The 25,729-nt window shown below is 65.6% G+C and carries 20 protein-coding genes; 9 read left to right on the top strand and 11 right to left on the bottom strand.

The genetic code is table 11. The features are described from left to right. The first annotated feature begins 3 nt into the window (after positions 1-3). The 5 genes from BM019_RS29295 to BM019_RS29275 are packed head-to-tail and all read left to right on the top strand — an operon-like array spanning position 4 to position 4,424. Complete coding sequence (locus tag BM019_RS29295) at positions 4-171, top strand: hypothetical protein (protein ID WP_239691117.1); 168 nt, start codon at positions 4-6, stop codon at positions 169-171. Next, positions 168-1,358, top strand: coding sequence for a CpaE/TadZ family protein (locus BM019_RS29290; protein ID WP_092422420.1), 1,191 nt, complete (start codon positions 168-170; stop codon positions 1,356-1,358). The genes BM019_RS29295 and BM019_RS29290 overlap by 4 nt, the downstream gene beginning before the upstream one ends. After that, entirely contained in the window at positions 1,355-2,629 is a 1,275-nt protein-coding gene (locus BM019_RS29285) for a TadA family conjugal transfer-associated ATPase (RefSeq protein WP_009041999.1), read from the top strand. The genes BM019_RS29290 and BM019_RS29285 overlap by 4 nt, the downstream gene beginning before the upstream one ends. Before the next feature lie 18 nt (positions 2,630-2,647). Further along, a complete protein-coding gene (locus BM019_RS29280) occupies positions 2,648-3,532 on the top strand; it encodes a type II secretion system F family protein (RefSeq protein ID WP_092422417.1) in 885 nt (294 codons plus the stop codon). 1 nt (position 3,533) lies between these two features. After that, complete coding sequence (locus tag BM019_RS29275; RefSeq protein ID WP_092422414.1) at positions 3,534-4,424, top strand: type II secretion system F family protein; 891 nt, start codon at positions 3,534-3,536, stop codon at positions 4,422-4,424. A 97-nt stretch (positions 4,425-4,521) separates the two neighbouring features. Here BM019_RS29275 and BM019_RS29270 read toward each other — a convergent pair whose 3' ends face one another. Together BM019_RS29270 and BM019_RS29265 are read right to left on the bottom strand one after the other, a co-directional pair. After that, positions 4,522-5,313: a response regulator transcription factor gene (locus tag BM019_RS29270; protein WP_062826219.1), complete on the bottom strand. Its 792-nt coding sequence runs from the start codon at positions 5,311-5,313 to the stop codon at positions 4,522-4,524. Between the two features lie 94 nt (positions 5,314-5,407). After that, the gene (locus tag BM019_RS29265; protein WP_092422411.1) at positions 5,408-5,905 is read right to left on the bottom strand and encodes a prepilin peptidase; all 498 of its coding nucleotides are present in this window, start codon (positions 5,903-5,905) and stop codon (positions 5,408-5,410) included. 75 nt (positions 5,906-5,980) lie between these two features. On the opposite strand from BM019_RS29265, the gene BM019_RS29260 reads away from it, so the two are divergent. After that, positions 5,981-6,427, top strand: a complete 447-nt coding sequence (locus BM019_RS29260) for a TadE/TadG family type IV pilus assembly protein (RefSeq protein WP_009041994.1) — start codon at positions 5,981-5,983, stop codon at positions 6,425-6,427. Next, positions 6,424-9,192: a PAS domain-containing sensor histidine kinase gene (locus BM019_RS29255; RefSeq protein ID WP_092422408.1), complete on the top strand. Its 2,769-nt coding sequence runs from the start codon at positions 6,424-6,426 to the stop codon at positions 9,190-9,192. Before BM019_RS29260 ends, BM019_RS29255 begins: the two co-directional genes overlap by 4 nt. Here BM019_RS29255 and BM019_RS29250 read toward each other — a convergent pair. The 6 genes from BM019_RS29250 to pbpC all read right to left on the bottom strand — a co-directional run bounded on the left by BM019_RS29250 (position 9,177) and on the right by pbpC (position 16,019). Continuing rightward, positions 9,177-11,117, bottom strand: coding sequence for a TadG family pilus assembly protein (locus BM019_RS29250; protein ID WP_092422405.1), 1,941 nt, complete (start codon positions 11,115-11,117; stop codon positions 9,177-9,179). The two genes, BM019_RS29255 and BM019_RS29250, sit on opposite strands and share 16 nt — an antisense overlap. Positions 11,118-11,284: 167 nt before the next feature. After that, a complete protein-coding gene (locus BM019_RS29245; protein ID WP_092422401.1) occupies positions 11,285-11,842 on the bottom strand; it encodes a DUF4136 domain-containing protein in 558 nt (185 codons plus the stop codon). Positions 11,843-11,964: 122 nt separating this feature from the next. Next, positions 11,965-12,576 (bottom strand): DUF4136 domain-containing protein, encoded by a 612-nt coding sequence (locus BM019_RS29240; RefSeq protein WP_009041991.1) that lies wholly within the window; start codon positions 12,574-12,576, stop codon positions 11,965-11,967. 12 nt (positions 12,577-12,588) lie between these two features. Further along, positions 12,589-13,338: a methyltransferase gene (locus BM019_RS29235; RefSeq protein ID WP_007928683.1), complete on the bottom strand. Its 750-nt coding sequence runs from the start codon at positions 13,336-13,338 to the stop codon at positions 12,589-12,591. Next, positions 13,338-13,640 carry a MazG-like family protein gene (locus BM019_RS29230; RefSeq protein ID WP_092422399.1) on the bottom strand — a complete coding sequence of 101 codons (303 nt, stop codon included), beginning with the start codon at positions 13,638-13,640 and terminating at the stop codon, positions 13,338-13,340. The genes BM019_RS29235 and BM019_RS29230 overlap by 1 nt, the downstream gene beginning before the upstream one ends. A gap of 66 nt (positions 13,641-13,706) precedes the next feature. Further along, positions 13,707-16,019: a peptidoglycan glycosyltransferase PbpC gene (gene pbpC / locus BM019_RS29225; protein WP_259697122.1), complete on the bottom strand. Its 2,313-nt coding sequence runs from the start codon at positions 16,017-16,019 to the stop codon at positions 13,707-13,709. Between the two features lie 217 nt (positions 16,020-16,236). Here pbpC and BM019_RS29220 point away from each other — a divergent pair, with 217 nt between their 5' ends. Then, complete coding sequence (locus tag BM019_RS29220; protein WP_007921634.1) at positions 16,237-16,530, top strand: hypothetical protein; 294 nt, start codon at positions 16,237-16,239, stop codon at positions 16,528-16,530. Between the two features lie 80 nt (positions 16,531-16,610). Here BM019_RS29220 and BM019_RS29215 read toward each other — a convergent pair whose 3' ends face one another. Beyond that, entirely contained in the window at positions 16,611-21,515 is a 4,905-nt protein-coding gene (locus tag BM019_RS29215; protein ID WP_092422393.1) for an alpha-2-macroglobulin family protein, read from the bottom strand. A gap of 178 nt (positions 21,516-21,693) precedes the next feature. Between BM019_RS29215 and BM019_RS29210 the strand changes: the two genes are divergently transcribed. Then, positions 21,694-23,040, top strand: a complete 1,347-nt coding sequence (locus BM019_RS29210) for an MATE family efflux transporter (RefSeq protein ID WP_092422390.1) — start codon at positions 21,694-21,696, stop codon at positions 23,038-23,040. Positions 23,041-23,102: 62 nt separating this feature from the next. Here the strand turns inward: BM019_RS29210 and speA are convergent, their stop codons facing one another. Together speA and BM019_RS29200 are read right to left on the bottom strand one after the other, a co-directional pair. Further along, positions 23,103-25,016: an arginine decarboxylase gene (gene speA, locus BM019_RS29205; protein WP_092422387.1), complete on the bottom strand. Its 1,914-nt coding sequence runs from the start codon at positions 25,014-25,016 to the stop codon at positions 23,103-23,105. 223 nt (positions 25,017-25,239) lie between these two features. Then, positions 25,240-25,611: a translation initiation factor Sui1 gene (locus BM019_RS29200; protein ID WP_007921638.1), complete on the bottom strand. Its 372-nt coding sequence runs from the start codon at positions 25,609-25,611 to the stop codon at positions 25,240-25,242. Positions 25,612-25,729 lie beyond the last annotated feature (118 nt).

Here is a 25,729-nt window from a genome sequence, read left to right as displayed (position 1 = left end):
TTCATGTCCAATGATTCCCGGTCCCTGTTCAAAGGCCTGATCCGGCCCCTGATGTCGAATGGTGCGCCTGTCGAGAGCGACGTATCGCTGCGCAACCACGACCCGGACGGGTACGCCTCGTACTCCCTGGAAAACCGCAACTTCAACAAACGCAGTGGGCTATCGCAATGAGTCAGAACCTGAGCCAGACCTTCCTCGCGATCACCCGCAACGGCACCGACCTGGAGTGGTTGCAAGGTGCCCTGGCGCCACTCGGGCAGGTGGTCAGCGCTGGCAGCGGCAGCCTCGACGAATTGCTGGCGCTGGTGGATGTGACATTCGCCAGCCTGGTCTTCGTCGGTCTCGATCGCGAGCATGTGGTCACCCAGTCGGCGTTGATCGAGGGCGCGCTGGAGGCCAAGCCGATGCTGGCCATCGTCGCCCTGGGCGACGGTATGGACAACCAACTGGTACTCAACGCCATGCGCGCCGGGGCCCGCGACTTCGTGGCCTACGGCTCGCGCTCCAGCGAGGTCGCCGGCCTGGTACGGCGCCTGAGCAAACGCCTGCCCCAGGTCACGCCGAGTACCCAGCTCGGCGGCCTGACCGTGCTCTACGGCACCCAGAGCGATGCCGATGGCGCCCTGCTCGCCAGCCATCTGGCGCTGGTGGTACAGAAGAGCGGCCAGCAGACGCTGTTGCTCGACCTGGGCCTGCCGCGCGGCGACAGCCTGGCGCTGCTGGGGCTGGAAAGCTCGTTCCACTTCGGCGATGCCTTGCGCCATCTGCGGCGCCTGGATGCGACCCTGATCGACAGTGCCTTCACCAGCACCGAAGCCGGGCTGCGGATCCTGGCCTATGCCGGCCATGACGAGCCGCTGGAACGCACCAGCGCCGCCGAGTTGTACATGCTGCTCAGCGCCCTGCGCCAGCACTTCCAGCACATCGTGGTGGATCTCACCGGACAACCGGACAGCGAAGCCCTGCGCACCTTCGTCGGCCATTGCGACAAGTTGCTCTGGTACACCGACCAGAGCGTGCTCGACTGCCGCCGCAACCTGGCGGTGCTCAATCTCTGGCGCGAAAAAGGCATGAAGCTGGAACACGCCCGCCTGCTGGTCGACCGCTACCTGCGCGGGGTCGCTCCGGATGCGGAAACCCTGGGCAAGACCTTTGCCCTGGAAGTGATCGCGGTCCTGGCCTATAGCCCCGAGGTACGCCTCAATGCGAAAAACCAGGGCGTCACGCTGTTCGAACTGGCCCCCCGCGAAGGCCTGACCCAAGCCCTGAAGACCCTCGGCGAGCGCCTGGCCAGACGCTCCCAAGGGCTGCCCACGGCGAAGCCCGGCTGGTTCGAGCGCCTGAGGGGAAGTCGATGAGCAGAGAAAAACTTTTCGGCGCCCAGTCCCACAGCCCGGTCGGCAACACCGATCACGAGGGCCTGAAACTGGTGCTGCATCGCTACGTCATCGACGCCATCGAGGAATCGGGAAAAAACCTGCTGGAAGGTTCGCGCCAGGCACTGGCGCGCTTCATTACCGACAAGGTGGCCGAGTACATCTCGCGCCTGCACCTGGCGATTTCCCGCTATGAAATGGAGCGCCTGGCCGAAGAGCTGGTGGACGAACTCACCGGTTTCGGCCCGCTGGAAGTCTTGCTGCGCGATCCGGCGGTGACCGAGATCCTGGTCAACGGCCCGCACCGGGTGTTCGTCGAGCGCGATGGCGTGCTGCACCAGAGCGACCTGCGTTTCATCGACGCGCACCATGTGGAGCGGGTCATGCAACGCATCCTCGCGCCCCTGGGCCGACGCCTCGACGAGTCCTCGCCCATGGTCGATGCACGGCTGCCCGACGGCAGCCGGGTCAACGCGATCATCCCGCCGATCGCCCTCGACGGCCCTTGCCTGTCGATCCGCAAATTCCGCAAGGACATGCTCAAGAGCAGCGACCTGATGGCCATGCAGACCATCGACCAGGCGATCTTCGAATTCGTCCAGGAGGCCGTGGGCAAGCGTTGCAACATCCTGATCAGCGGCGGCACCGGCACCGGCAAGACCACCCTGCTGAATATCCTCAGCCAGTTGATCAACCCTCACGAACGCCTGGTGACCATCGAGGACGTGGCCGAACTGCAACTGGGCCATCCCCATGTGGTGCGCCTGGAAACCCGCCCGCCGAACGCCGAAGGCCATGGCGAGGTCAAGGCCAGCGACCTGATCCGCAACGCCCTGCGCATGCGCCCGGACCGGATCATCCTCGGCGAGATCCGTGGCGTCGAAGTGCTCGATGTGCTGACGGCGATGAACACCGGCCACGACGGTTCCATGAGTACCGTGCACGCCAACAATGCCCAGGATGCCCTGCTGCGCCTGGAAACCCTGGTGGGCCTGACCGGGCGCCAGGTGGCCGAACGCACCCTGCGGCAGATGATCTGCGCGGCCCTGGACGTGGTGATTCAGCTGACGCGCCTGCCCGATGGCCGGCGCTGTGTCAGCGAGGTGGTGGAAGTGGTCGGCGTACGCGAAAACATCTACGTCACCAACACCCTGTTCCGTCTGAACCGACGTAGCGGTTTCGGCTTTCTGCGCGAAGCGGCCAACCCCGCTGGCGACAAGCTGCGACGCGACGCCGACCTGCCCGTCAACTGAGCCAGGGAGCGCCACCGCATGTTAGGTCCCGTGCTGCTTGCCCTCCTGTGCCTGACCCTGCTGGGGCTGTCGGGCTGGATGTTCTACAGCGGCCTGCGCCAGGCCCGCACCGCCCGGGTGCTCGACCGCCTGGCCCAGGGGCAACCGCAACCGAGCGTGGAAAAGACCTCGTGGAACCGGCTCGAAAGGGCCTTTCTGCGCGCGGGCCTCGGTCGTCCCACCGAACGCCTGGGGCTATGGCTGGTGGTCTGGGCCCTGGGTTGCATGCTCGGGTATGGGCTGGGTAAGTGGCCGGGGCTGCTCGCCCTGCTCGTCGCACCGCCCCTGCTGCTGCGCCTGTATATCAGCTGGCTGTACCGGCGGCGCCTCAAGCGCATGATCGAGCAGCTGCCGCCCTTGCTCGACCATGCCGTGCGCAGCCTCAAGTCGGGGCGCACCCTGGCCGACGCGGTGCTGGGCGGCATCGAGGCCGCCGACAATCCGTTGCAGCACGCCATGGGCCGGGTCCAGCGCAACGTGCTGCTGGGGGGCAACCTGCCGGATGCGGTGGCGGACTTCGCCGAATTGTACGAGCGCGATGAACTGCGCCTGTTCGCCCTGGGGCTCAAGGTCAACCACCGCTATGGCGGCAATGCCAGCGAGCTGCTGGAAAACCTGATCAAGCTGATCCGCGAGCGCGACCAGGCCTCCCGGCAACTGCGCGCGATGACCGGCGAAACCCGCATCACGGCGATGGTCCTCGCGGCCCTGCCGGTGTCATTGGCCGGCTATTTCCTGATAGCCAACCCGACCTACCTGATGAGCATGTGGAACCAGAGCGGTGGCCGGATGATGCTGCTGGCCGCCTTCGGCTTGCAGGTCATCGGCTGCGCGCTGCTGTGGCGCATGCTGCGGAGTGTTTGACATGACAGCCTTGCTGATCAGTGCACTGTTGTTTCTCGCAGCCATGCTGCTGGTGCTGGGCAACTGGCTGGAACAGCGTCGGCGAACTCGCCAGGTCACCGAGCGCCTGCAGGGGCACCTGGCGCGCGACAACACACTCGGCAACTGGCTGCACGTGCTGGGCGACAGCAAGGTCGGCCAGTACGCGGTCCGGCTCGACAATGAAACCCAGTTGCTGCTCAACCGCCTGGGCTGGCGCAGCGCGCGGCAACGCTCGCTGTTCGCCGCCTGCCAGATCGGCGCACCGATTCTCGCCCTGGGCCTGACCCTGGTGATCCAGGGGGTGTTTTTCCCGGCGGCGAAAAACCACTGGGTCGCCCCGGTGTTCGCCCTGAGCCTCGGCTACCTGTTGCCCAAGCGCCTGTTGGCCATGGCCGCCGGCAGGCGGCAGAAACAACTGGCGGTCGATATTTCCACCTTCATTCCCCTGGTGCGCATCCTGTTCGAGTCGGGCATGGCGGTGGAACAGGCCCTGCGGGTGTTGAGCAAGGACGCGCAGAAATTGCTGCCGGCTCTGACCCAGGAACTGCGCATGGTGCTGGCCCGGGTGGATTCCGGCCTGGAACTGGGGGACGAACTGAACAAGTCCGCGCGGCTGCTGGCCGTCGATGAATTCACCGACACCTGCGTGATCCTGCAACAGCTGATTTACCAGGGCGGTGGGGCGATGAAGTCGTTGCAGTCGCTCAAGCTGCTGCTCGATGACCGGCGCCTGACGCGCCTGCAGGAATACATCTCGAAGATGTCCGCGAAAATGTCCGTCGTGATGATGCTGTTTCTCTTCCCGGCGTTACTGATCGTCCTGGCCGGCCCTGGCGTCAGCGCCATTGCCCGGGCTTTCGCCCACCAATAGAAGGATGCAGCGGCCCGCACTGCGCGGCAAAAGCCGGCCGGCATGCGCAGCAAACCCTCGCTCGCTACTGCTGGGGTTTACTGCGTGGCGGGAGGCGTCAGTGGGCGGTCACGCGCTGGCGCAACCCCGAGTTGCTCGGTGCCAGCGCCAACGCCAGTTGGGTGCGGTTGTGCATATGGGTCAGGCGCAGCACCTGGGACACGTAGAGCTTCACGGTATTTTCCGTGATCCCCAGTTCACAGGCGATCTGGTAGTTGGTCTGCCCCTTGCCTACCAGGCGGGCCACATCCAGTTGCCGGGGCGACAGCTGATTGAAGATCGCCGGGACTTCGATCTGCTCCGCCTCGCCGCCGCCCTGGTCCGACGCCTGCGTCGTCGGTGGTGCGAGTGGCGCGCGACGTACTTTGTCCAGATCCTGGTAAAGGTCGTCGATGGATTCGGAAAGGAACTGCAGCTTCTGGTTCAGGTGCCCCAGCTGCAGGTTTTTCTGCCGCTCCTGCAACGTTTCCTCCTGGCGTTGCAGACCGGCCAGCAGCTCATCGAGGTCGATCGGTTTCTGGTAGTAATCGGCGATGCCGGCGCGCAAGGCCTTGATCACATCCTGCTTGTCGGCCTGGCCGGTGAGCATGATGGCCTCGAAAACCCGATGCTTGCCGGCGATACGCTGCAGTTCCTGCACCAATTGGATGCCATCGAGATCGGGCATGTGCAGGTCGCACAGTACCAGGCCGATTTCGGCATCTTCATTGAACTGCTGGATCGCCTGGCGGCTGGACTCACAAGGGACGCAGCGATAACCGCTGCTTTCAAGAAACTCGCAAAGCTCTTCGACTATCAACGGCTGGTCGTCGACCACGAGTACTTTGATGCGGGATATAAGCTTGTTCACGCGCAACTCCATGCCTGGCAAGCCCAAGACAAATGTTCCTGCCCTGCCGCGTCCACTTCGGGCAGGTACTAAATAAACGTAGACTACTTTCCGACTATGTACATAGAGATAGGCGGCATGAATAGCGGGCCCAAATCAGGGTCAGGGCCATGCCGACCAGGACGAAAGGGGCAAAGGCGTACTTTTGCCCCTGACGCGGATCGAGATACTGCAAGGACCTTGCCAGCGGTTGGTCGGCAGCGGGCAACAGCCTGGGCGCGAGCAACCACCACAGGCCGCTGGCCAACGCGGCACCGATGAAGGTACCCAGCAGGTGCAGGGGGTCGGACGCCAGCCCCAGGGCCGCCAGGAGCTTCACGTCGCCGCCGCCCATCCGGCCCAGCACATAGCCCGGCACGGTCAGCAGCAAGGCCAGCAACAGCGCCCTGCCCCCCTCCACCGCGTCGGCGCCCAGCCAGGTGTTGCCGGCCCACAGCAAGTACCCCAGCGCCAGCAGCGCGACACCCAGGGTCAAGCCGTTGGCGAGATGACGCTGGCGGATATCCTGCACCGCGCACAGCCCCAGCCAAGCCAATAGAATCCAATGCTGCATCGGTTAAAAAACATCCCTTCTGGCTGAATGATTCTATGCTGACATGACCTACTAGCAGTCAGGGTAGACGCCGCCGTGAAAGCCGACCTGCCAAAAAAACAAAAAGGTGCCGTGGCCATCGAGTTCGCCATGGTCTTCATCATTTTTTTCGCCGTGTTTTATGCCCTGGTCAGCTACAGCGTGCCGCTTCTGATGGTGCAGTCCTTCAATAAGGCCACTGCCGAAGCGGTGCGGCGCAGCGTCGCCCTGGACCCCGCCACGCCCGGCTATGACGCCGCCCTGATAGCGCGCGCGAAGAACACCTTGCGCGAGCAACTGACCTGGATTCCACAGGCCTTCAACTTCAATGCCAACAACGCCAGCGATGCCACCGTGACTTACGCGGGTGGCCTGCTCACGGTCCGTGTCCACTACTCCACCGACAAGCTCAGACAGGTCATCCCCTTCCTGGTGCTGCCGGGCCTGGGCAGCGTGCCCGCCCTGCCCGCGAACCTCAGCGCCCAGTCGAGTCTGCAATTTTGAGCTCGGGCGACAAACTCCTCGGGCGTTTTCTCGGCCGGACGACGCCCCAGGCGCTTCCTCCCGCGCCGCCCCTGGCCACGCCCGGGGTCGGCCTGCTGGTGCACCTGGACCACAACGCCCAGGTGCTGCAAATGACCGGCCCGTTGCGCCACGCCCTGGCCCAGCCGCCGGCCGCCGAAGGGCCGGCGCCGCTGCTGGACTACCTGCTGGCGCACAGCGCGCTGAGTGTCGAAGGCAGCCCTGGCGACTGGCAGGGACATGTGCTCGACCTGGACTTCCATGGCGCCGGCGGGCAAACCCTGCACCTGCGCGGCTGGGTGCAACCGTCCACCCAAGGCTGGCTCCTGCACCTGCTGGACATCGGCGACCTGTTGCTGGAACGCCAGCAGGCGCAGCAACGCCAGGACTGCCAGCAGTTCGCCGCGCAGATCAGCGAACAGCTGCGCCTGTGCAGCCTTTTTCGCCTGCCCGAGGTGCTGCATGAGCAACTCCATGCCCTGGCCCGGCACTGGCATATCCCCTGCCTCGCCCTGGCACTGCTCGACGACCTGGAACAGGGCTGGTACATCCACGGCCTGTATCAGGCCGCCGATGCACCGCAGCTGTGGCACAAGGGCCAGGTCCTGGGCACCGGGCTGGACAGCCTGAACGGCAATGCTCCGCAGTCGCTGATCTTCACTCAAGGCCTTGGCGAGCATCCGCGCCTGCAACATGCGTTCGGCAGCAGCGAGGGCTTTGTCGTGCCCTTTCGCGACGATCACGGTGTCGCGGCCTGGCTGCTCTGCGGCTTCTACCCGGTACGCCAGCAGGCACCGCAGTTGAGCGAACGGGACTGGCTGCAATTGAGTGCCGCCCTGGCCGGGCCCTTGCTCGGACGTTTGCGCGAACAGCAGCACCATCACCAGTTGGAGCGCCTTGAGGCCTTGCAAGGTTTGCTCGGCACCGGTTGGTGGGAGTTGTTCGCGCAGGACAACGAGATCCAGCTGGCGCCGCAGCTGGCCCTCAACCTGCTGCTGGAACCCCAGACCCGGCGCTTGTCGCTGCAGGCCTGGCTGGCCCTGATCCACCCCGCCGATCGCCAGGAGCTGAGCAGCCGCCTGCAGGAGTTGCGACAGGGTAAACCGCTGCTGCTCTGCGTACGGTTGCAGCGAGCCGACCCGCACCTGCCGGCCATCTGGTACCGCCTGCAGGGGCAAGCCCTGGGCATTGGCCAGAACCAGCGCTTCGTCGGCTTCATGCTGGACATCAGCGACATCAAGAACCAGGAGCAGCAGGCGGCCGCAGCCCACGCCCGGCTGGACAATCTGATCGCCCATTCGCCGGCGGTGATCTATGTCCAGCGCTATGTCGAGGGTGCGCTGCAGCCGACGTTTTTCAGCGACAGCCTGCAGCCGTTGCTCGGCTGGACCCTGAACGACTGCAAGGACGGCGCACTGGCGGAACGGGTGCATGCCGACGACCGCGACCGCTACTTCGAGCGCAACCGGCAACTGCTGCGCGAAGGCGCGGTGCGCAGCCGCTACCGCCTGCTCGACAGCCGTGGCGAATACCACTGGGTGCTCGACGAGGCCAGGCTACTGCGCGACGACCTGGGCATGCCGGTCGAAGCCGTCGGCCTGTGGCTGGACGTCACCGACGCCACCCTGGCCGCCGAGCAGATACGACTCAGCGAGGAGCGTTACCGGATCCTGGTGGAAGACTCCCCGGCGATGATCTGCCGCTACCTGCCCGACCTGACCCTGACCTTCGGTAACCGGCCCCTGGCGACCTACCTGGAATGCCCGCCCGAACAACTGGCCGGAGCCAACCTCGGCGACTGGCTATCCGCCGAACAACACGCCGCCTTCGTGCAACGCATCCGCCAGCTGACCCCGGAATTTCCGGTCAGCACCGCGGAAATCAACCTGCAACTGCCGGGGCGCGAACATGCCTGGTGGGTCTGGTCCGACCGCGGGGTGTTCGACGAGCAAGGACGCCTGCGGGAGATCCAGGCCGTCGGCCGCGACAACACCGAAGTCCGGCGCTCCCAGCTGCAACTCATGCAAAGCGCGAAGATGGCCACCCTGGGCGAAATGGCCACCGGGCTGGCCCATGAAATCAACCAGCCGCTGAATGTGATGCGCATGGCCATCGTCAACGTGCTCAAGCGCCTGAACAACGGCGACGTGCAACTCGACTACCTGCAGGACAAGCTCAAGCGCATCGATGCCCAGGTCCAGCGGGCCGGCCGGGTGGTGGACCATATGCGGGTGTTTGGCCGCAGCTCGGAGATCGAGCAACAACCTTTCGATCCGGCCCAGGCGGTGGAAGGCTGCCTGTCGCTGCTGGCCGACGGCATGCGCGGCAAAGGCGTTGAATTGCGTGTCGCATCAATCGACTTCAAGGTGCAGGTGCGGGGCCATGTCGATCAGCTTGAGCAAGTCTTGATCAACCTGCTGGTCAATGCCCGGGATGCGCTGCTCGGCCGGCGTGAGCAGGATCCGGACTTGCGGCCCTGGATCGCCATACGCGCCGAACATGACGCGCAGCGGGTGCGGCTGCTGGTCGAAGACAATGCCGGCGGCATCGACCCGCGTCTGCTGGGGCGCATCTTCGAGCCCTTCTTTACCACCAAGCCGGTCGGCGTGGGCACCGGCCTGGGGCTCTCGGTGAGCTACGGCATAGTCGAGAACATGGGCGGGCGCCTGAGCGTGAGTAATACCGGCGAAGGCGCCTGTTTCTGCATCGAACTGCCGTTGGTACAGAGCGATCAGATCACCAGATAGGCCCGGCCGGTCTGGCCGCAGGTGAGGTTGGCGCCCACCTCGACCTTGCCCAGGTCGATGCCCAACACCGCCAGGACATTGTTCAGCAATGGGTCCAGCAACGGGCCGAGCAAGGCGCCGATAGCCGTGGCCAGCAGGCCGACTACGGTGTTCAACGCCGACAGCAAGGTATTGAGTACCACCCCGAGCAGGTTGCCGATGCTGGGCGAATGCGGAGTCAGAGTGATGCCGGTCAACGACGCGCGCAGGCTGCTGACCACATTGGAGGCGGTCACGCTGTGCCAATCGTCGTCCGCCAGTTCCTGCTTCATTTTCGGCGGATTGACGAAGGTGAAATTCGGCTCGTGGGTACCGGCGATCCACGTGTCAGCACCCGGCACGTCGATCATCAACTCGCTGCCGCCGCCGGCAAACGGAGTACGCGGCCCACAGAGGCCAGACAGCCGCTGGCAGGTCCTCGCGCCAATATCCACCAGCGGTAACGGGCTCACGCTGACCTGAGCGGTCGAAGACGCCCAGTTGCTGGCGTCCACCCGACCGACCTTGAGCTTGACCGCGGAGGTGGTGGTGTCGACGGAAAGGCTGTTGTCGCTGTCGCTGACGCAGGTATAGCCGGTGACATGACTGTCGCCGGCCGCCACTTCAAGGCTGACATCCAGGTTCGCGCCGTTCGGCAGGATCAGCAGGTCAGTCTCTACGCAGGAGCCGCCGAACACACAATTGGAATTGAGGCTGAGAACCGTATTGAGCGTACCCACCAACGGCATCAGCAGGGCATTCACCGCCTGCAGCACGCTGTTGATCAGCGAGAGATCCACCGTCAGCAACGCCCGCACCTGAGCGGTACGCACATAGATGCGATTGGGCCCCAGCGGGTCGGCGGCGGCCAGTTCCGGGTTGCCGATGGCGAACTCCGGAGGTGAAACAATCTTGATCCGGGTGGTGACGCCCGCCAGCCCCAATACACTCACCGGCAGCTCGACCGCCGCGGCGCTCTGGCTGCTGGCCAGTTGCAGGAACGCCTCGACCAGGCTCAGCAACTGGACGTTGGCATCCAGCCCGGCGTCCGCGGTGCCGGTCTGCAATTTCAACAGGTCACCCAGTTTCACCGGAACCGTATTGATGGCTGCGGCCTTGATGCTGCCCAGGGCCGTCAGGACTTCGGCGGTGGCGCCGTTCTTCTGGGCCACGCTGATGCTGGTCTGGAGCAGTTGGGTGACATCGGTATCGACGTCGAGCAGTTCGCTGTAGTTTCCGGCGCTCACATTCAGGTCGATGGCCAGCTGCTTCAGGTAACCGAGCAGGCTGATGTCGGTATCGACCAGGCCTTGCCAACCGAGCAGGCTGACATTGATCGCGCTACCCGCCAGGCCGCTGAGGGTGCCATTCAACAGGTTGAGATCGACCAGCGCGCTGCGAATCGTCAATTGCGCCAGCGGTGGCTTGGGTTGGGCGGCTACCGCCGTGGCGCTCAACGAAGTCATGTCGCTGAGAGGCTTGTCGGAAAACAGATTGGCTACGCCGAGGGCGATGCTGGTGGGCACCGCTTCACTGACCACCACTCGGATAGCGCTGGCCTGGCTGGCGTTGGGGCTGAAGGTGCGCAGGTTGTCGGCACCGGTCTGCAGCGAGCCACAGGTGGCTGTCAGCGGTCTGCCGTCTCCCACCACAAAGCCGTTGCGCGCCGCGCTTTCTCTGGCGAATACCGCCGCGCTGCCCCCTGCCAGGCAATTACCGCCCCGAGCCACCGCCTCCAGCGCGGCGTTATCGGCCACCCGCTGCAACTTTCGCTGTTCCAGGTAGAGGCTTCCACTGTCGACCACCACCAGCGTGCACAACACCGCCGTGGCCAACGCCAACGCCCCTATCAGACCAATAGCGCCACGCTGCCGAGCCGGTCCGGAAAACTGCGTGCGGGAAAACATGGAGCACTCCTTTGCCGGCGCACCGCCGGGCGCAATCTCCGCTGGGTGAAAGGAGTGTAGTCAAGGCTGGAATACAACGCTGGCGACTTGCCAGCGCTGTGTTTGGGCAGGGTGCCGTGTGGGGCAAGGGCCCATGCAGCCCTCGCCCCGTGATGGAATGCCGCGACTTACCTGGGCGGGTAGTTCGCCAGGATCCGGCCGACGGTCTCCCTGATCGCCGTGCTGCGATCGGCGGGGTTTGGCGTGCTGCTGAGTATCTGCTCGTCGCTGCCGCGCCACACCAGCTTGCCGTCCTTGCCATCGAGCAGGTCGATCTGGATGGTGGCGACCTTGTAGGTGATGTTGCGGGTTTCGTTGTACATCGGCGCGCCCCAGTAGCCGTTCCACGGGCCACCCCAGCCGCCGCCGTAATTGGTGGTGACCTGTTGCTGGCGGTTCTCGACGATCAGGTAGGTCTGGACGTTGAGATCGGCCTTGCTGCCCGCCGCGGCCGGACGCAGGCCGCGCTGGTCAAGCTGATCGCTGACGGCCTGGCGGATGCGCTGCTCGGTGAGGTCGCTCTTGATCCGTGGATCGTCGGGGCGGTATTGCAGGGCGGGTTCCTTGAAGCTCCAGCTGCGATAGGCCGCGAAGTCGCGGCTGGCGTCGAAGTCATGGTTGACCTGGTTGGCGGCGCAGGCGCTGAGCAGCGCGGCCAGGGCCAGTAAAGCAAGAGGGCGGAACATGATGTTTCTCCAGAAGAGCAAATGCACCTGAAGGGATGTCGCTAGGGTCTGTACGAAAGTCGGCGAGCGAAGGTCAGGCAAGCCTGCTTTAACCCAGCCCAGCGTGCAGCTTCGTATGGAGCCTAACTAGGAGGATACGCCGCCATGGCCCTTTCCACAGCCTCGCGCAACGCATCGGCGCGCTCGCTCAGGCTGCCCTGGCTCGAGGTTTCCGCGCTGGCGCTCCACACCGGCTGGCCACTGCGGCCGTCGAACAGGTTGACCCGTACCACCACGACTTCCACCTCGTAGGTACGCACCACCGGCACTGTGTTGTACATGCCGTAGCCGGGGCCGTAGCGGTTGTAGCCATAACCGCCGTAACCATAGCCGTAGTCGTCCTGGACCTGGCGCAGGCGCTTTTCCAGGTGCAGGTCGGCGCTGACCCACAGGTCCGCCGGACGGTTGTCGTGCAACGGACGCAGGCCGCGCTGGTCGAGGGCGTTGCTGACCGCCTCGGCGACCTGCGCCGAATCGGCCCAGGCCGAGCCATTGGGCAGGCGCCCGTTGCGCCAGGCCCAACTGCGATAGCGGCCATAGTCGCGCTGGGGCGCGGGGTAGGCGCTGCGGTCGAAGGTCCCGGCCGCCTGCGGGGGCGCCGGCGGCAGTGGATTGGAACTGGCGACATAGGGGTTGGGGCTCTGGCAGGCCGCCAGCCCCAGGCACAGCACAAGCAAACCAGCGTGGCGTTTCATTTCGAGCTCCGCTCAGACCGGACGACAAATCCAGTGCAGGTAACGCCCAAGCCCGGCAAAGCTTGGGTGACGACGATGGGCCAACTCCATTTCCAACAGATCCAGCAACTCGGCGCGGGCCTGGAACTCCACCGGCATGTAGTCATGGAAAACCCGTACCCCGCTCTGGGTTTCGACCCGCCACAAGCCGTCGAGTTGCGCCGCCAGTTCCCGCGGATCGAGGGGCTGTTGCGGGGTCAGGCTCTGCTTCTCGCCGGCCATGTCGTTCTTGCGCATCTTGCGGAAGTGGCCCTTGAGCAGGTTGCGATAGATCAGCGCATCGCGGTTGTAGAACGCCAGCGACAGCCAGCCGTCCTGGGTGGTCAGTTGATGCAGCACCGGCAGGATCGCGTGGGGCTCGGCCAGCCATTCCAGCACCGCATGGCACAGTACCAGGTCATAGGGCTCGGTGAGCTGGCCCAGCAGGTCCTGCCAGGGCGCCTGGATAAAGGTCGCCTGCTGGCCGGCCTCGGCGAAGCGCTGGCGGGCGCCTTCGAGCATCGGTTCGGCCGGCTCGGCCAGGGTCACCTGATGGCCACGCTGGGCCAGCCACAGCGACATATGCCCCAGCCCGGCGCCGATATCCAGTACCCGCAGCGGCCGATCCGGCAAGGCTTCGGCCAGGTCGGCCTGGAGCACCGCCAGGCGGATCGCGCCCTTGGCGCCGCCGTAGATTTTTTCGGCAAAACGGGTCGCCAGCTGGTCGAAATGACGGTCGCTCATCAGCCGAACCGCCGTTCGCTGTCGGCCAGCTTGCTGCGCACCACCTGCTCCAGGTCCAGGCCCAGCTCGCTGCACAGCAGCAACAGGTAGAGCACGATGTCACCGACTTCCTGGCCGGCGTGGACCAGCTTGTCGGCCGGCAGTTGCCGCGACTGGTCTTCGCTCAGCCACTGGAAGATTTCCACCAGCTCGGCCATCTCCACGCTGGCGGCCATGGCGAGATTCTTCGGGCTGTGAAATTGCCGCCAGTCATTGCGGTCGCGAATGGCATGCAGGCGTTGGGTCAGTTCGTCTAGGTTCATCGGGGTCTCCTGAAGGCGTATAGCTTCGGGGGGATGGCGGATGAAGGCAAGGCCCGCACCGCCCCCTCAATCGATAACGCTGAACTCGACCCGCGCCGTCTGCCCGCCTTCGTCCAGCACGCTGAGTTGATAAGGCCCCAACCGTTCGAAGCTGGCGTTGATGCTGTCCTGGTTGGCACTCTCGCCCAGCGGCTCGCCGTTGACGAACCACCAGCGCCGGCCACTGCCGCCCAAGGCCGACAGCTTGAGCCGCAGCAGTTCCTGGCTGGCCGCCGGGCGGCGCAAGCGATCGCCCTCGCGCACGCCGACGATGGACAACGGCGCGGCTGCCGCCAGGGCCGGCCCCGGGCACTCCGGGTCGTTGGCCGGCAGGCGCGCTTCACGCCGTTCGATGCGCGGCAGCCAGGGCTCCAGCGGCGCCGGCCACAGGGCAATATCCCGCGCCTGCGCCCCCGGGCACTTGGCGTCGACCCGCAGGCCCTTGGCATTGACCCAGACTTTTTCCAGCAGGCCGACGCCCAAGGGTTGATCCGCGGCCTGCAAGGTCGGCGGCGTGGTGCCGTCCAGGGTCCAGGCGAAACGCTGGCGACGGCAGTTCGGATCGCTGCGGCTCATGGGCTGGCCCAGGGGCCAACAGATCGCCGCCACCCCGACGTTCATCGGCACCGGCTGCACCGGTGCGCTGATGCCGCGCTGGCTGTCGCGGTTGATCAGCACATCGTGCACTTGCAGCATCAACGGCGCCGCCGAAGCCAGGCCGAACTGGCCCGGCACCGGGGTGCCGTCCGGGCGGCCGATCCAGATGCCGATCAGGTAGCGCGGCCCGACGCCAATCGCCCAGGCGTCGCGAAAGCCATAACTGGTGCCGGTCTTCCAGGCCAGCACCGGGCGCTGCACCAGCTCAGCCCGCGGGTCGCGGTCCGGGCGCGCCTGGCCGCTGAGAATGCGCCGCACGATCCACGCCGAACCGGGGGACAGCAGCGGCCGCTCGCGCAACTCATCGTCCGGTTGCAGGCGCAGGCTCGCGCTCTTGCCGCCACGGGCGAAGGCGCTGTAGCCGCTGACCAGATCCTCCAGGCGGCTGCCGGCGCCGCCGAGAATCAGCGCCAGGTTCGGTTCCGCCAGCGCCGGCAGGGTCAAAGGCATGCCGCCGATGCGCATCTCGGCGGCAAACCGTTTCGGCCCGTAGGCTTCCAGCAGTTGCACCGCCGGCAGGTTCAGCGAGGTGGCCAGGGCGGTGCTGGCCGACACCGCGCCGCTGAAGCCCATGGAGAAGTTGCCCGGCCGGTAGTCGCCATACCGCCGTGGCACGTCCTGCAGCAGCGATTCGGAATGGATCAGCCCGGCATCCAGCGCCATGCCATAAAGGAAGGGCTTGAGGGTCGAACCCGGCGAGCGCATGGCGCTGATCATGTCCACATGGCCGAAGCGCCGCGCGTCGTTGATATCCACCGAGCCCAGGTAGGCACGCACGGCCATGGTCTGCGCCTCGACCACCAGGATCGCCGCCGAGGTGTGCTCCGGCAGGCGCGCGCGCCAGCCCAAAAGCAGGTCTTCCAGGCGCCGTTGCAGGTTGGCGTCCAGGGTGGTGCGGATCAGCGGCGGGCTGTCCGGGCGATTCAGCCGGCGCGCCAGCAGGGGCGCCAGGCTCGGCTCCAGCCGCGGCGCCAGCAACAGGGGTTCCTGCAAGGCTTCGTCTACCGCCGACTGCGGCCAGACCTGGAACTGCGCCAGGCGCTGCAACACCTTGTCCCGGGCTGCCTGTGCCCGCGCGGCATGCCGGTCCGGGCGCAGCCGGCTCGGCGCCTGGGGCAGTACCGCCAGCAGCGCCGCTTCGGCGTGGGTCAGGTGCTGCGGCGACTTGCCCAGGTAAGCCCAGCTGGCCGCGGCCACCCCTTGCAGGGTGCCGCCGAACGGCGCGCGGTTGAGGTAGAGCGTGAGGATCTGCTGCTTGCTCAGGTGCCATTCCAGCTGCGCGGTGCGCCACAGCTGGCGCAGCTTGCCGTGCCAGGTTCGCGAGTGGGGATCGAGCAGGCGCGCCACCTGCATCGACAGGGTGCTGCCGCCGGACAATACCCGCCCGCCCGTGAGGTTCTGCCAGGCGGCACGCGCCAGCGCCATCGGGTTGACCCCGGGATGGCTGTAGAACCAGCGGTCTTCGTAGGTCAGCAGCGCGTCCAGGTAATAGGGCGAGACTTCGTCGGTGCGCACCGGATAACGCCAGACGCCATTGGCATCGGCAAAGCGCCACAGCGGCGTGCCATCCTCGGCCAGCACCACCCGCGCCAGGTCATCCTTGGGCAGCGGCAGCGGCCAGATGCGGTCGGCCAACCAAAGCCCGGCCCACAGCAGCAACAGGCCGCCCAGCACGGTCCGCAGGATGCGCCAGCCTCGGCGACCGCTTGGTTGCGGCGATGGCAAGCCGGGCGACTGTGCCAGGCCAAATATTCGCCACCAAAAACTGCGCAGGCGCGATGCAACTAATCGAAAAATCAAACCTGCGAACCTCTATGCTTGGAACGGAACTCGCCAGCGCGATTGATGGCCAAAGGCTCAGGTCTGGCAAGCACGCCAACTTTTTCATCAGGATGCACGCATGCAGGTAGAAAGCTTTTTTGAATGGCTCGGCCAGGCGCTGGGCTCGGTCATACGGTTTATCGTCGATGGCCTCAGCGGTCTGTTCAACGCCCTGACCAACGCTGGCGGCAACTTTATCGACGGCTTGTCGCGGGCGCTGGGCATGGACACCTCGATCATCAGCATCATCACCCTGATCGTCGGGTTGATGCTGCTGTACTCGGCGGTCCGCGCCTTCATGCGCGCCTCGATCGTCATGGGCATCATCTGGCTGCTGCTGGGGTTGTGGCTGCTGAGCTGGGTGGTGCACTGACCGATAGACGACCGCTGCGCGATCGTATCGCGAGCAAGCTCGCTCCTACATAAGGAACGCGCTTGCCGCGATCACCCTTCTCAACGCCCCTTGATCACCATCTCCGGCAGGGTTTCACCCACGGCCTGCCAGTTCGGCCGGTACATCGACTCCACTTGCGGCGGCGGCACACGGTAAGTGCCGGGCGTGACCGCGCGTGCCAGGTACAGCAGGTGCGTGACGCTGTCGTAGCCGTCCAGGTTCAGCGCCGCCACATAGCGGTCATCGCGGAACTCCTGGTGCTTGAGGCTGGCGTTCTGCATCGACTCGCGCCACTCCTTGACCTGGCTGCTGGCGTTTTCCAGGCTGGCGGCGCTCTGCGCCAGGTTCTGGTTTTCCAGTTCCAGGCCGGCCGGCAGCAGGTCCACTACCAGGGCATCCGGTACCCGTTGCTTGGCGCTGACCGCCAGGTGCACCAGCACCAGGTCGCCGCTGCCCAGGGCCCGCAGGTTCAGTGGCTGGCCGTTCATCCCCAGGTATTCGCGCCGAATGCTCAGGTTCTCGCCACCGGCCAGCGGCGCCTGCTGTGGATAACCGGAAATGGTCAGTTGCTGGTACACCGGCTCGCTGCCCTGATTGCTGATCGACAACGGCGACGCCAGCAACGCACCTTCCAGCTTCAGGCCGGGCTGGCTGTTGTTCAGCTCGCGGCTTTCGGTGCCACTGCTCAGTTGCGCGGTCCAGTTGGCTTCCGGCTTGCCCAGCAGGCCACGACCGGCGAGGAACAGCGAGTTGCGCTCCTGGGTCGACAGGTACGGGCTGGCCGCCAGTTGGTCGGACAACTCGAACAGCCGCTCCTCGCGCTTGCCCTTGGCCAGGTCGTGCTCTTCCAGCAGCGCCAGGATCAGCGCCTGATCCCGTAGCGGGCTACCGTAGTCGGCCAGCCAGTCCTTGCTGTTGCGCGAAGCCGCGAGGCCCGCGGTCAAGGCCTGCTCGGCCCGTGGCTGATCGCCCATTTTCTGCAAGGCGATGGCCAACTGCACCAATGGCAGGCCGGAGCGCGCATCGGTACGCCGTTCGAACAGGCTGCGCAGCGCGCCCAGCGGCGCCTGTTGGCTGCGTGCCAATACCAGCCCGGCGTAGGCCTGTACGGCAAAGCGCGTGTGCTCGGCGTTTTCGCTGTAGTTGACCTCGATCAGGTTGCGCTCCTGCAGGTAACGCAGCAGGCGTTCATTGGCCTTCTTCAGCGCCTCGGCCGGCACCGCGAAACCCTGGTCGCGGGCCCGCAGCAGGAAGTCGGTGACATAGGCGGTCAGCCAGTATTCCTCCTCGCCATCCGCGCCCCACAGGCCGAAGCTGCCGTTGTAGCGCTGCATACCCAGCAGGCGTTCGATGCCCAGCTCGATCTTGCGCTTGCGCTCGGCATCCGGCTCGCCTTCCAGGCCCAGGCGTTTCAGGCTGACGGCATCGGCGTACAGCGCCGGGTACAGGCCGCTGGTGGTCTGTTCCAGGCAGCCGTAGGGGTAGGCCTTGAGTGCGCGGATCTGCTCGCCGAGGTTCAGCGGCGGCCGGCTCGACAGGCTCAACAGTGCTTCACGCCCGGCCGGCTCGAACGCCGCCAGCTCGCCTTCCGGCAGGCTCCAGGGCTGATCCTTGAGTACCGCGCGGTAATGCCTGAGCAACGCCGGGTAAGCCGGTCGCACCCCCAGGGTCCATTCGCGACTGAACGGTGGCAGGCTCTCGCCCGGAAGGTCCAGGCCATTGACCAGCACCTTGACCTTGCCCTGGCCGAAGCCGCCCAGCGCCCGCACCGGAATCCGCAACGTGGTGCGCTGGCCCTGGGTCAGTTGCACGCTCTGACGGGTTTCGTTGACCAGCGCCAGCTGGCCTTCGGCGCTCAGTTGCACATCGAGTTTCTGCGCCTTGCCCGACAGGTTGGACAGGTCCAGCGCCAGGGTGGTCTGGTCGCCGCCGGCGAGGAAACGCGGCGCCGACAGTTCGGCGATCAGCGGCGCGGCGATCACCGTCTTGCCTTCGGCCATGCCGTAGCGCTCGTCGGTCCAGGCCTGGGCCATCAGGCGCAGTTCACCGTTGAAGTCGGGGATGTCGACGCTGACTTCGCCTTCACCCTGCTCGTTCAGGGTCACCGGCGCGCTTTGCAGGGCGACTATGGTGACGCTGGTGTCCGGACGCTTGCCGCCCTTGGCCAGCGCCGCGTCGCCACCGAAGGCCAGGCTGGCCAGGCGGCCCTGGCCGGCTTCGATCAACTGGCCGTAGATATCCAGCTGGTCGGCGCCATAGGCCTTGCGCCCGAACAGGCTGGAGTACGGGTCCGGGGTCGGGTATTCGGTGATGTTGAGGATGCCCACGTCCACCGCCGCCAGCAGCACATGGGCCTGTTTCGGCACGCTGCCATCGGCGTTCCTGGCCTGGATCTTCACCTTGAGCGGCTGTTTGGGGCGCATTTTTTCCGGCGCCGTCAGGGTCAGGCCGAGCTTGCGCTGGGTGCGATCCAGGGGCAGGTGCAACACGCCCACCGCGCGTTTCGGGGTGATGTTGGCCTTGCGCTCGCCGGGGCGGATCACCAGCGCACTGACGTACAGGTCGTGGCGCGCCCATTTCGGATCGAGCTTGACCGCATAGCTCTTGCCTTCGGCCGGTACGTCGATTTCCTGCCACCACAACGGACCGTCGCTGGACTCCACCAGCAAGTAACCCTTGCCGGCGGCCGGCGGGGTCACCGTGACATTGGCGGTGTCGTCGTCGCCATACAGCGGTTTGTCCAGCGCCAGCTTGACCTGGTCGGGGCGCACCGCGCCGCCTTCGGCGTTGTCTTGGGAGCGATAGCCGGCCCAGAAACGCAGGCTGCTGACCAGCCCGGTCTGCGGGTCTTCGACTTCGACGCGATAAGGGCCCCACTCCACCGGGAAGCTGACCTTCGCGGTAGTGCCGGCCTTGATGCTCAGGACCTGTTCGTCCTGGGTGAGGAATTTCTCGTTGAAGTGATAACTCCAGCCGTCGCTTTCCGAGTAGTTCCAGTAGTAGTCGCGGCGCTCGCGCACCAGGCGCACCTTGAGGTTGTCCGCCGCCAGCTTCTGGCCTTCATTGTTGGCCACCAGCAGTTCGAACTCGGCCGGGCCATCGCCGTCGGTTTCCGCGCCGTCGAACAGCGCGCGCAGCCCCGGCAACCTGTCCGCCGGCCATACCGGCAGCACCACCCGCCGGGTGATCGGGCGACCGCCCGACTCCTGCAGGCTACCCTGGACGATCAGTTGCAGCGGCGAACGGGCCTCGGCCCATTTGCTTTCCAGGGCGATCAGTTCTTCGCCGTTTTCATCCAGCGTCGACTCCTCTATTTCCAGGTCCTGGCTCAGCTCTTCTTCGGTGACCGAGCCGAACTGGTAGCCCGGCAAGGCCTTGACCGCCTCGCGCAGCGGCCGCACATAGATCTGGCCGCTCAGGCGATTGCCGGCGGCCGGGGCGCCATACAGGTAACGGCCATTGACGCTGATCTCGACGGTCTCGTCCGGTTTGAGCGGTGTGTCGCTGCCCTTGAGTTCCAGCGCCAGGCGCTCGGGCAGGAAGTCTTCCACGAGGAATTCGTACAGTTGCGGCTTGCCGTCGCCGAGGTCGAACACCAGTTGCCAGCGCCCGGTCGGCGCTTCGCCGGCCAGTTGCAACTGGTACTGATAAAGCCCCGAGGCATCGGCGTCCCAGACGAACTTGCGGCTGACCTGCTCATCCGGCCGGCGCACTTCGACGCTCACCGGCTGCGGCTTGACCGCATTGCCGTCCTTGTCCCGCAGCAGCGCATTGAGCAGCACGGTTTCACCCGGGCGATACAGGTCGCGGGGGCCGAACACGAAGAACTGCAACGGATGGGGCTGGGGGCCGCCGATATTGAATTCGGCCAGGTCCAGGGCGGCACCGTTCAAGCGCAGCAGGCTGGTCTGCTCGCCCTGGTGGGCCAGCAGCACTTCGGCTTTCTTCGGCAGCGGCAACTCGGCATGGCCGCCCTTCTCGGTCTTGCCCTGACCGAGCACGCGACCTTCGCCGTCCAGCAGCTCCAGGCTGACGCCGTCCAGCGCCTTGCCGCCTTCCAGGGCCTGGGTGAAGACATCCAGGCGGTTCTGGTAACGGTGCACCGACAGACCGATGTCGCTGAGGGTGAACAGGGTCGCCGGTTGCGAATAGTTGTAGGTGCCCGAGGCACGCATCACCGCCAGGTACACGCCCGGCTGTTGCAGCGGCTTGAGCCCGGCGATCGGCAGCAGCAGGGTTTCCCGGGTATTGCGCGCCGGGTTGAGGTCGAAGCGGCCGCCATACACCAGGTCGGCCATCGGCAGCAGTTCACGGGACTCGTAACTGTGCAGGCTGTTATTGCGCCCCCATTGGGCGAGGAACATCGGCAGCGATTCGGGCTTGATGCGGAAGAACTCGACATCGACCTTGTCGACGTTCAGCGCGATCACCGGCAGGCCTTCGGCGAGGCGGGTCGGCAACAGGGTGCCGCGGCTGGCGAACCCGACCGTGGCCTGCAGGTCACGGGTTTCCAGGCGACTGACGTATTCGGCGGCCAGGGTCGCGTCGTTCACCCCGCGCAGCCCGGCGTCGACGGTCAACACCAGTTTGCGCTGCGGCTCCAGGTGGCGCAGGCGCAGCTCCATGAAGTTGTCCGACAGCTCCCAGGCGCCGTCGACCTTGCCGCTCTTGCTGTCCACCAGGTGCAGCTTGTCGGCGAACTTCTGCTGCGGGTCCAGGGGCACCGAGAAACTCACCGACAGGGTGCTGGCCCCGTCGAGCTGCACCTCGGACACGTCCACCACGTTCAACTCGCGACCGGCGTAGCGTTGCTTGAGCACAGCGACATCCTGCACGGGCCGGGCCTTGGCCGCGGGCGCCGCCGCTGTCGGAGCCGAAGGAGTCGCCGCCTTGTCGGAGGTCGAGGAATCGCAAGCGCTCAGCAAGGCCAGCGCACAGGCCAGGAACAATCCTTTGTTAAGCATGGGGCACTCATTGGCAGGAGTATCGAAGGGTTGAACTATATCTCACCGCCGTCCGGCTGGCTGTGGCGCAGCGCACATTGATCGACAGGGGGCGGCTTCTTGGTAGGATTCGGGCCGTGATCGGGATGGCATGGCCGGGCGGGCAAGCGGCTACAATGCCCGCTCTCAAGGAGCCTGCATGTCCAGCCTGATTTCTGCCTGGCGCCACCGTCCGACCCATGCTCGGGTGTGGGCGCTGGCCGCGCCGATGATTCTTTCCAATATTTCCGTGCCGCTGGTGGCGCTGGTCGACAGCACCGTCATCGGCCATTTGCCCCACGCCCATCAGCTCGGCGCGGTGGCGGTCGGCGCCAGCCTCTATACCTTCCTGGCCTGGGCCATGGGCTTTCTGCGCATGGGCGCCACTGGCTTTGCCGCCCAGGCCGCCGGGCGCGCCGACGGTGCGGCGCTGCGGCAGATCCTGGTGCAAGGCCTGCTGCTGGCCATGGGGCTGGCCCTGCTGCTGAGCGCCATAGGCGTGCCGTTGAGCGGCGCGGCCTTGCAGCTGATGCAGCCTTCGGCCGAGCTGGACGAAATGACCCGCACCTTCTTCCATACCCGCTTGCTCGGGCTGCCGGCGGCGCTGGCCAGCATGGCCCTGGTCGGCTGGTTCCTCGGTACCCAGAACGCCCGGGCGCCGCTGGCGATCCTGCTGAGCACCAACCTGATCAACATCGCCCTCAACCTGTGGTTCGTGCTGGGCCTGGACTGGGGCGTGGCCGGCTCGGCCAGGGCCTCGGTGATCGCCGAATGGACCGGCGCGCTGATCGGCCTGGTCATGACCCGCCCGGCCCTGCGCGCCTATCCGGGGCGGATTGCCTGGGCGGCGTTGCAGCGCTGGGCCAGCTGGCGACCGTTGCTGGCGGTCAACCGCGACATCTTCATCCGCAGCCTGGCGCTGCAATCGGTGTTCTTCCTGATCACCGTGCAAGGCGCGCGCCTGGGGGACGCGACCGTGGCCGCCAACGCGCTGCTGCTCAACGGCCTGCTGCTGACCGCCCACGCCCTGGACGGCCTGGCCCACGCGGTGGAAGCCCTGTGCGGCCACGCCATCGGCGCCCGCGATCGCCTGGCGCTGCGCCGTTCGCTGGTGGTGGCCGGCGGCTGGTCGCTGCTGGCCAGCATCGGTTTTGCCGTGCTGTTCCTGTGCGCCGGGCACCTGTTCATCGAGATGCAGACCGATATCGCCGAAGTGCGGCAGACCGCCTTCACCTACCTGCCCTACCTCGCCGCCCTGCCGCTGATCGCGGTCTGGAGCTACCTGCTGGACGGCCTGTTCATCGGCGCCACCCGCGCCCGGGAAATGCGCAACGGCATGCTGCTCAGCGTGCTCATCACCCTGCCCTGCGCCTGGGCCTTGCAGGGCCTGGGCAACCACGGGTTGTGGCTGACCTTCCTGTTGTTCATGCTGGTGCGCAGCCTGACCCTGCTGGCCTTCGCCCTCGGGCTGCGCCGGCATGACGGCTGGTTCGCTCCGGCCCGCTGAGCCTTCTGGCGAGCGAAAAAAACCACCGCAAGCGGTGGTCTTTTTTTCGAACGGTCGACCTATCAGGAAGACAGGTACGACGAGCGGGTCAGGCCCAGACGCAGGGCGTCGAGGAACTGGGTACGCTCGCTGGCGCTGATCTTCGCGCTGGCCACCTTGTCGCGGTAATGAGTCATCAACTCCTCCGGCGACAAGTGCACGTAACGCAGCATGTCTTCGATGGTGTCGTGGGTCTCGATCCCGGCGTGGTACACGGTGCCGTTCGGGTTCTGGTAGATGTTCACCGAGTCGGTATCGCCGAACAGGTTGTGCATGTCGCCGAGGATCTCCTGGTAGGCACCGACCAGGAACACGCCCAGCAGATAGTCCTCACCCTCGTTCAGGCCATGCACCGGCAGGCTGGTCTCGATGCTCTGCTCGTCGACGTACTGGTTGATCTTGCCGTCGGAGTCGCAGGTCAGATCTTGCAGCACGGCGCGGCGCAGCGGCTCTTCGTCCAGGCGATGCAGCGGGATGATCGGCAGGACCTGGTCGATGGCCCAGGTGTCCGGCAGGCTCTGGAACACCGAGAAGTTGCAGATGTACTTGTCGGCCAGCTTGTCGTTGAGTTCGTCCAGCACCTGGCGATGCGAGCGCTGGCGCGCCTTCAGCGAGTTGTGCAGGCGCCGGCACACGGCGAAGTAGCACTGCTCGGCCAGGGCTTTCTCGGCCAGGGTCAGCTTGCCGTCGGCGTACTGGGCGGCCACGTCGCTCATGTAGTGGGTGGCGCGCCAGTAGGTTTCGGTGACCATTTCGATATCGGTCGGGCCCAGCAGGTCTACCAGCCATTGCACGGTTTCCGGCAGGCTTTCCTTGTTCTCGATCAGCGGCACGTCGTCGTTGTGTTTCTCGACGTCGGTCACCTGCACCACCAGCATGGCGTGGTGCGCGGTCAGCGAACGGCCGCTTTCGGAGAAGATGTGCGGATGCGGCAGGCTCTGCGCGTCGCAGAACTCCTTGAGCATGCCGACCACGACACCGGCGTAGTCATCCATGTCGTAGTTGATCGAACTGGCGTTGCGCGAGTGGGTACCGTCGTAGTCCACGCCCAGGCCACCGCCGACGTCGATGTGATCCACCGGCAGGCCGAGGTTGCGCAGCTCGCCGTAGTAACGGATGGCTTCCTTGAAGCCGTGCTGGTAGTCCGCCAGGTTGGCGATCTGCGAGCCCATGTGGAAGTGCAGCAGGCGGATGCCCTGGTCCAGGCCGGCGCCGCGGAAACGCTCGACCACCGACAGCAGCTGCGCCGCCGACAGGCCGAACTTGGATTTCTCGCCACCGGTGTCGGCCCACTTGCTCGACGCCAGGGACGACAGGCGCACGCGCAGGCCGACCTGCGGCTTGACCTTGAGCGAGGCGGCTTCTTCGATCACCAGGGCGACTTCGGACTCCTTCTCGATCACGATGAACACGTTGTGGCCCAGCTTCTGGCCCATCAGCGCCAGGCGGATGAACTCACGGTCCTTGTAACCGTTGCAGACGATGGTGCCGCCTTTCGGCGCCAGCGCCAGCACTGCCAGCAGCTCGGGCTTGGAGCCGGCTTCCAGGCCGATGGAGACGTTCTGGGTGGCGATGATGTTCTCGATCACCGCTTCCTGCTGGTTGACCTTGATCGGGTACAGCGCGGTGTACTTGCTCTGGTATTCCAGGCGCTCGATGTTGGCGTCGAAGGCACCGGTCAGCTGGCGCACGCGGTCCTGCAGGATATCCGGGAAGCGCACCAGCAGCGGCAGGGACAAGCCGCTCTTACGCAGCTCCTCGACTTGTTCGAACAGGTCGATGGGCGAGCTGTTCGGGCCGTTCGGACGAACTTCGACGCGACCGGCGTCATTGATCGCGAAATACCCGGCCCCCCAATGGCGAATCCCATAAACACTGCGGCTGTCCGCAACTGTCCATTGGCTGCCATCGTCTTTGCGTGTGCGTCGTACGGACATCGAAGTCCCCTATAAAGAAGTCATAGAGCGCCACCCCGGTCCGGGGCTGGCGCAGTCTAAAGAATGAAAATGACGATTAGCCTGCAACGAGGACGTAGACCTCGGTTACAGCGCTGAGTTTAGAAACCGGTCATGAACAGGCTCTGTGAAAACCATGAAGACGACGGCGAGCCTGAATCGGATCAGGGCTGCATCAAGTCAGGGGTGGTTTTCACAGAGGCTGCTAGCCGCCGGACTTCTTCGCCTTGAAACCGTGCTTGATCAGCTCTGCCAAGAGTAGCTCGACATGATCGCCCTGGATCTCGATGACACCGTCTTTCAACGCGCCACCGGTGCCACAACGTTTCTTCAACGTGGTCGCCAGTTCCTTGAGCGCGTCTTCGGCCAACGGCACGCCGGTGATGGTGGTCACCGTCTTGCCGCCACGGCCCTTGCTTTCGCGACGCACGCGAGCGATGCCGTCGCCGGCAGGGATAACGGTTTGTTTGCAGATGCAGGCTGCCACCGGCTGGCTACAGTCCGGGCAATGTCGACCTGCGTCGGTGGAAAATACCAGGCCACCAAGGGCGGCGAAGGATGCGGCTTTTTTGGCCACCGGCAATCCTCTTGGGAGGACAAAGACTGGTCGAAGCACATGGCCTGTGCCATCGACCGCGAAGCCCCACTCAGGCAGGGGCAGCGCTACTGGACCGGTACATCTTCGTAGGAGCGAG

The organism is Pseudomonas sp. NFPP07 (assembly GCF_900115645.1).
GTDB lineage: Bacteria > Pseudomonadota > Gammaproteobacteria > Pseudomonadales > Pseudomonadaceae > Aquipseudomonas > Aquipseudomonas chlororaphis.
This window is presented reverse-complemented; position numbering and strand designations above follow the sequence as displayed.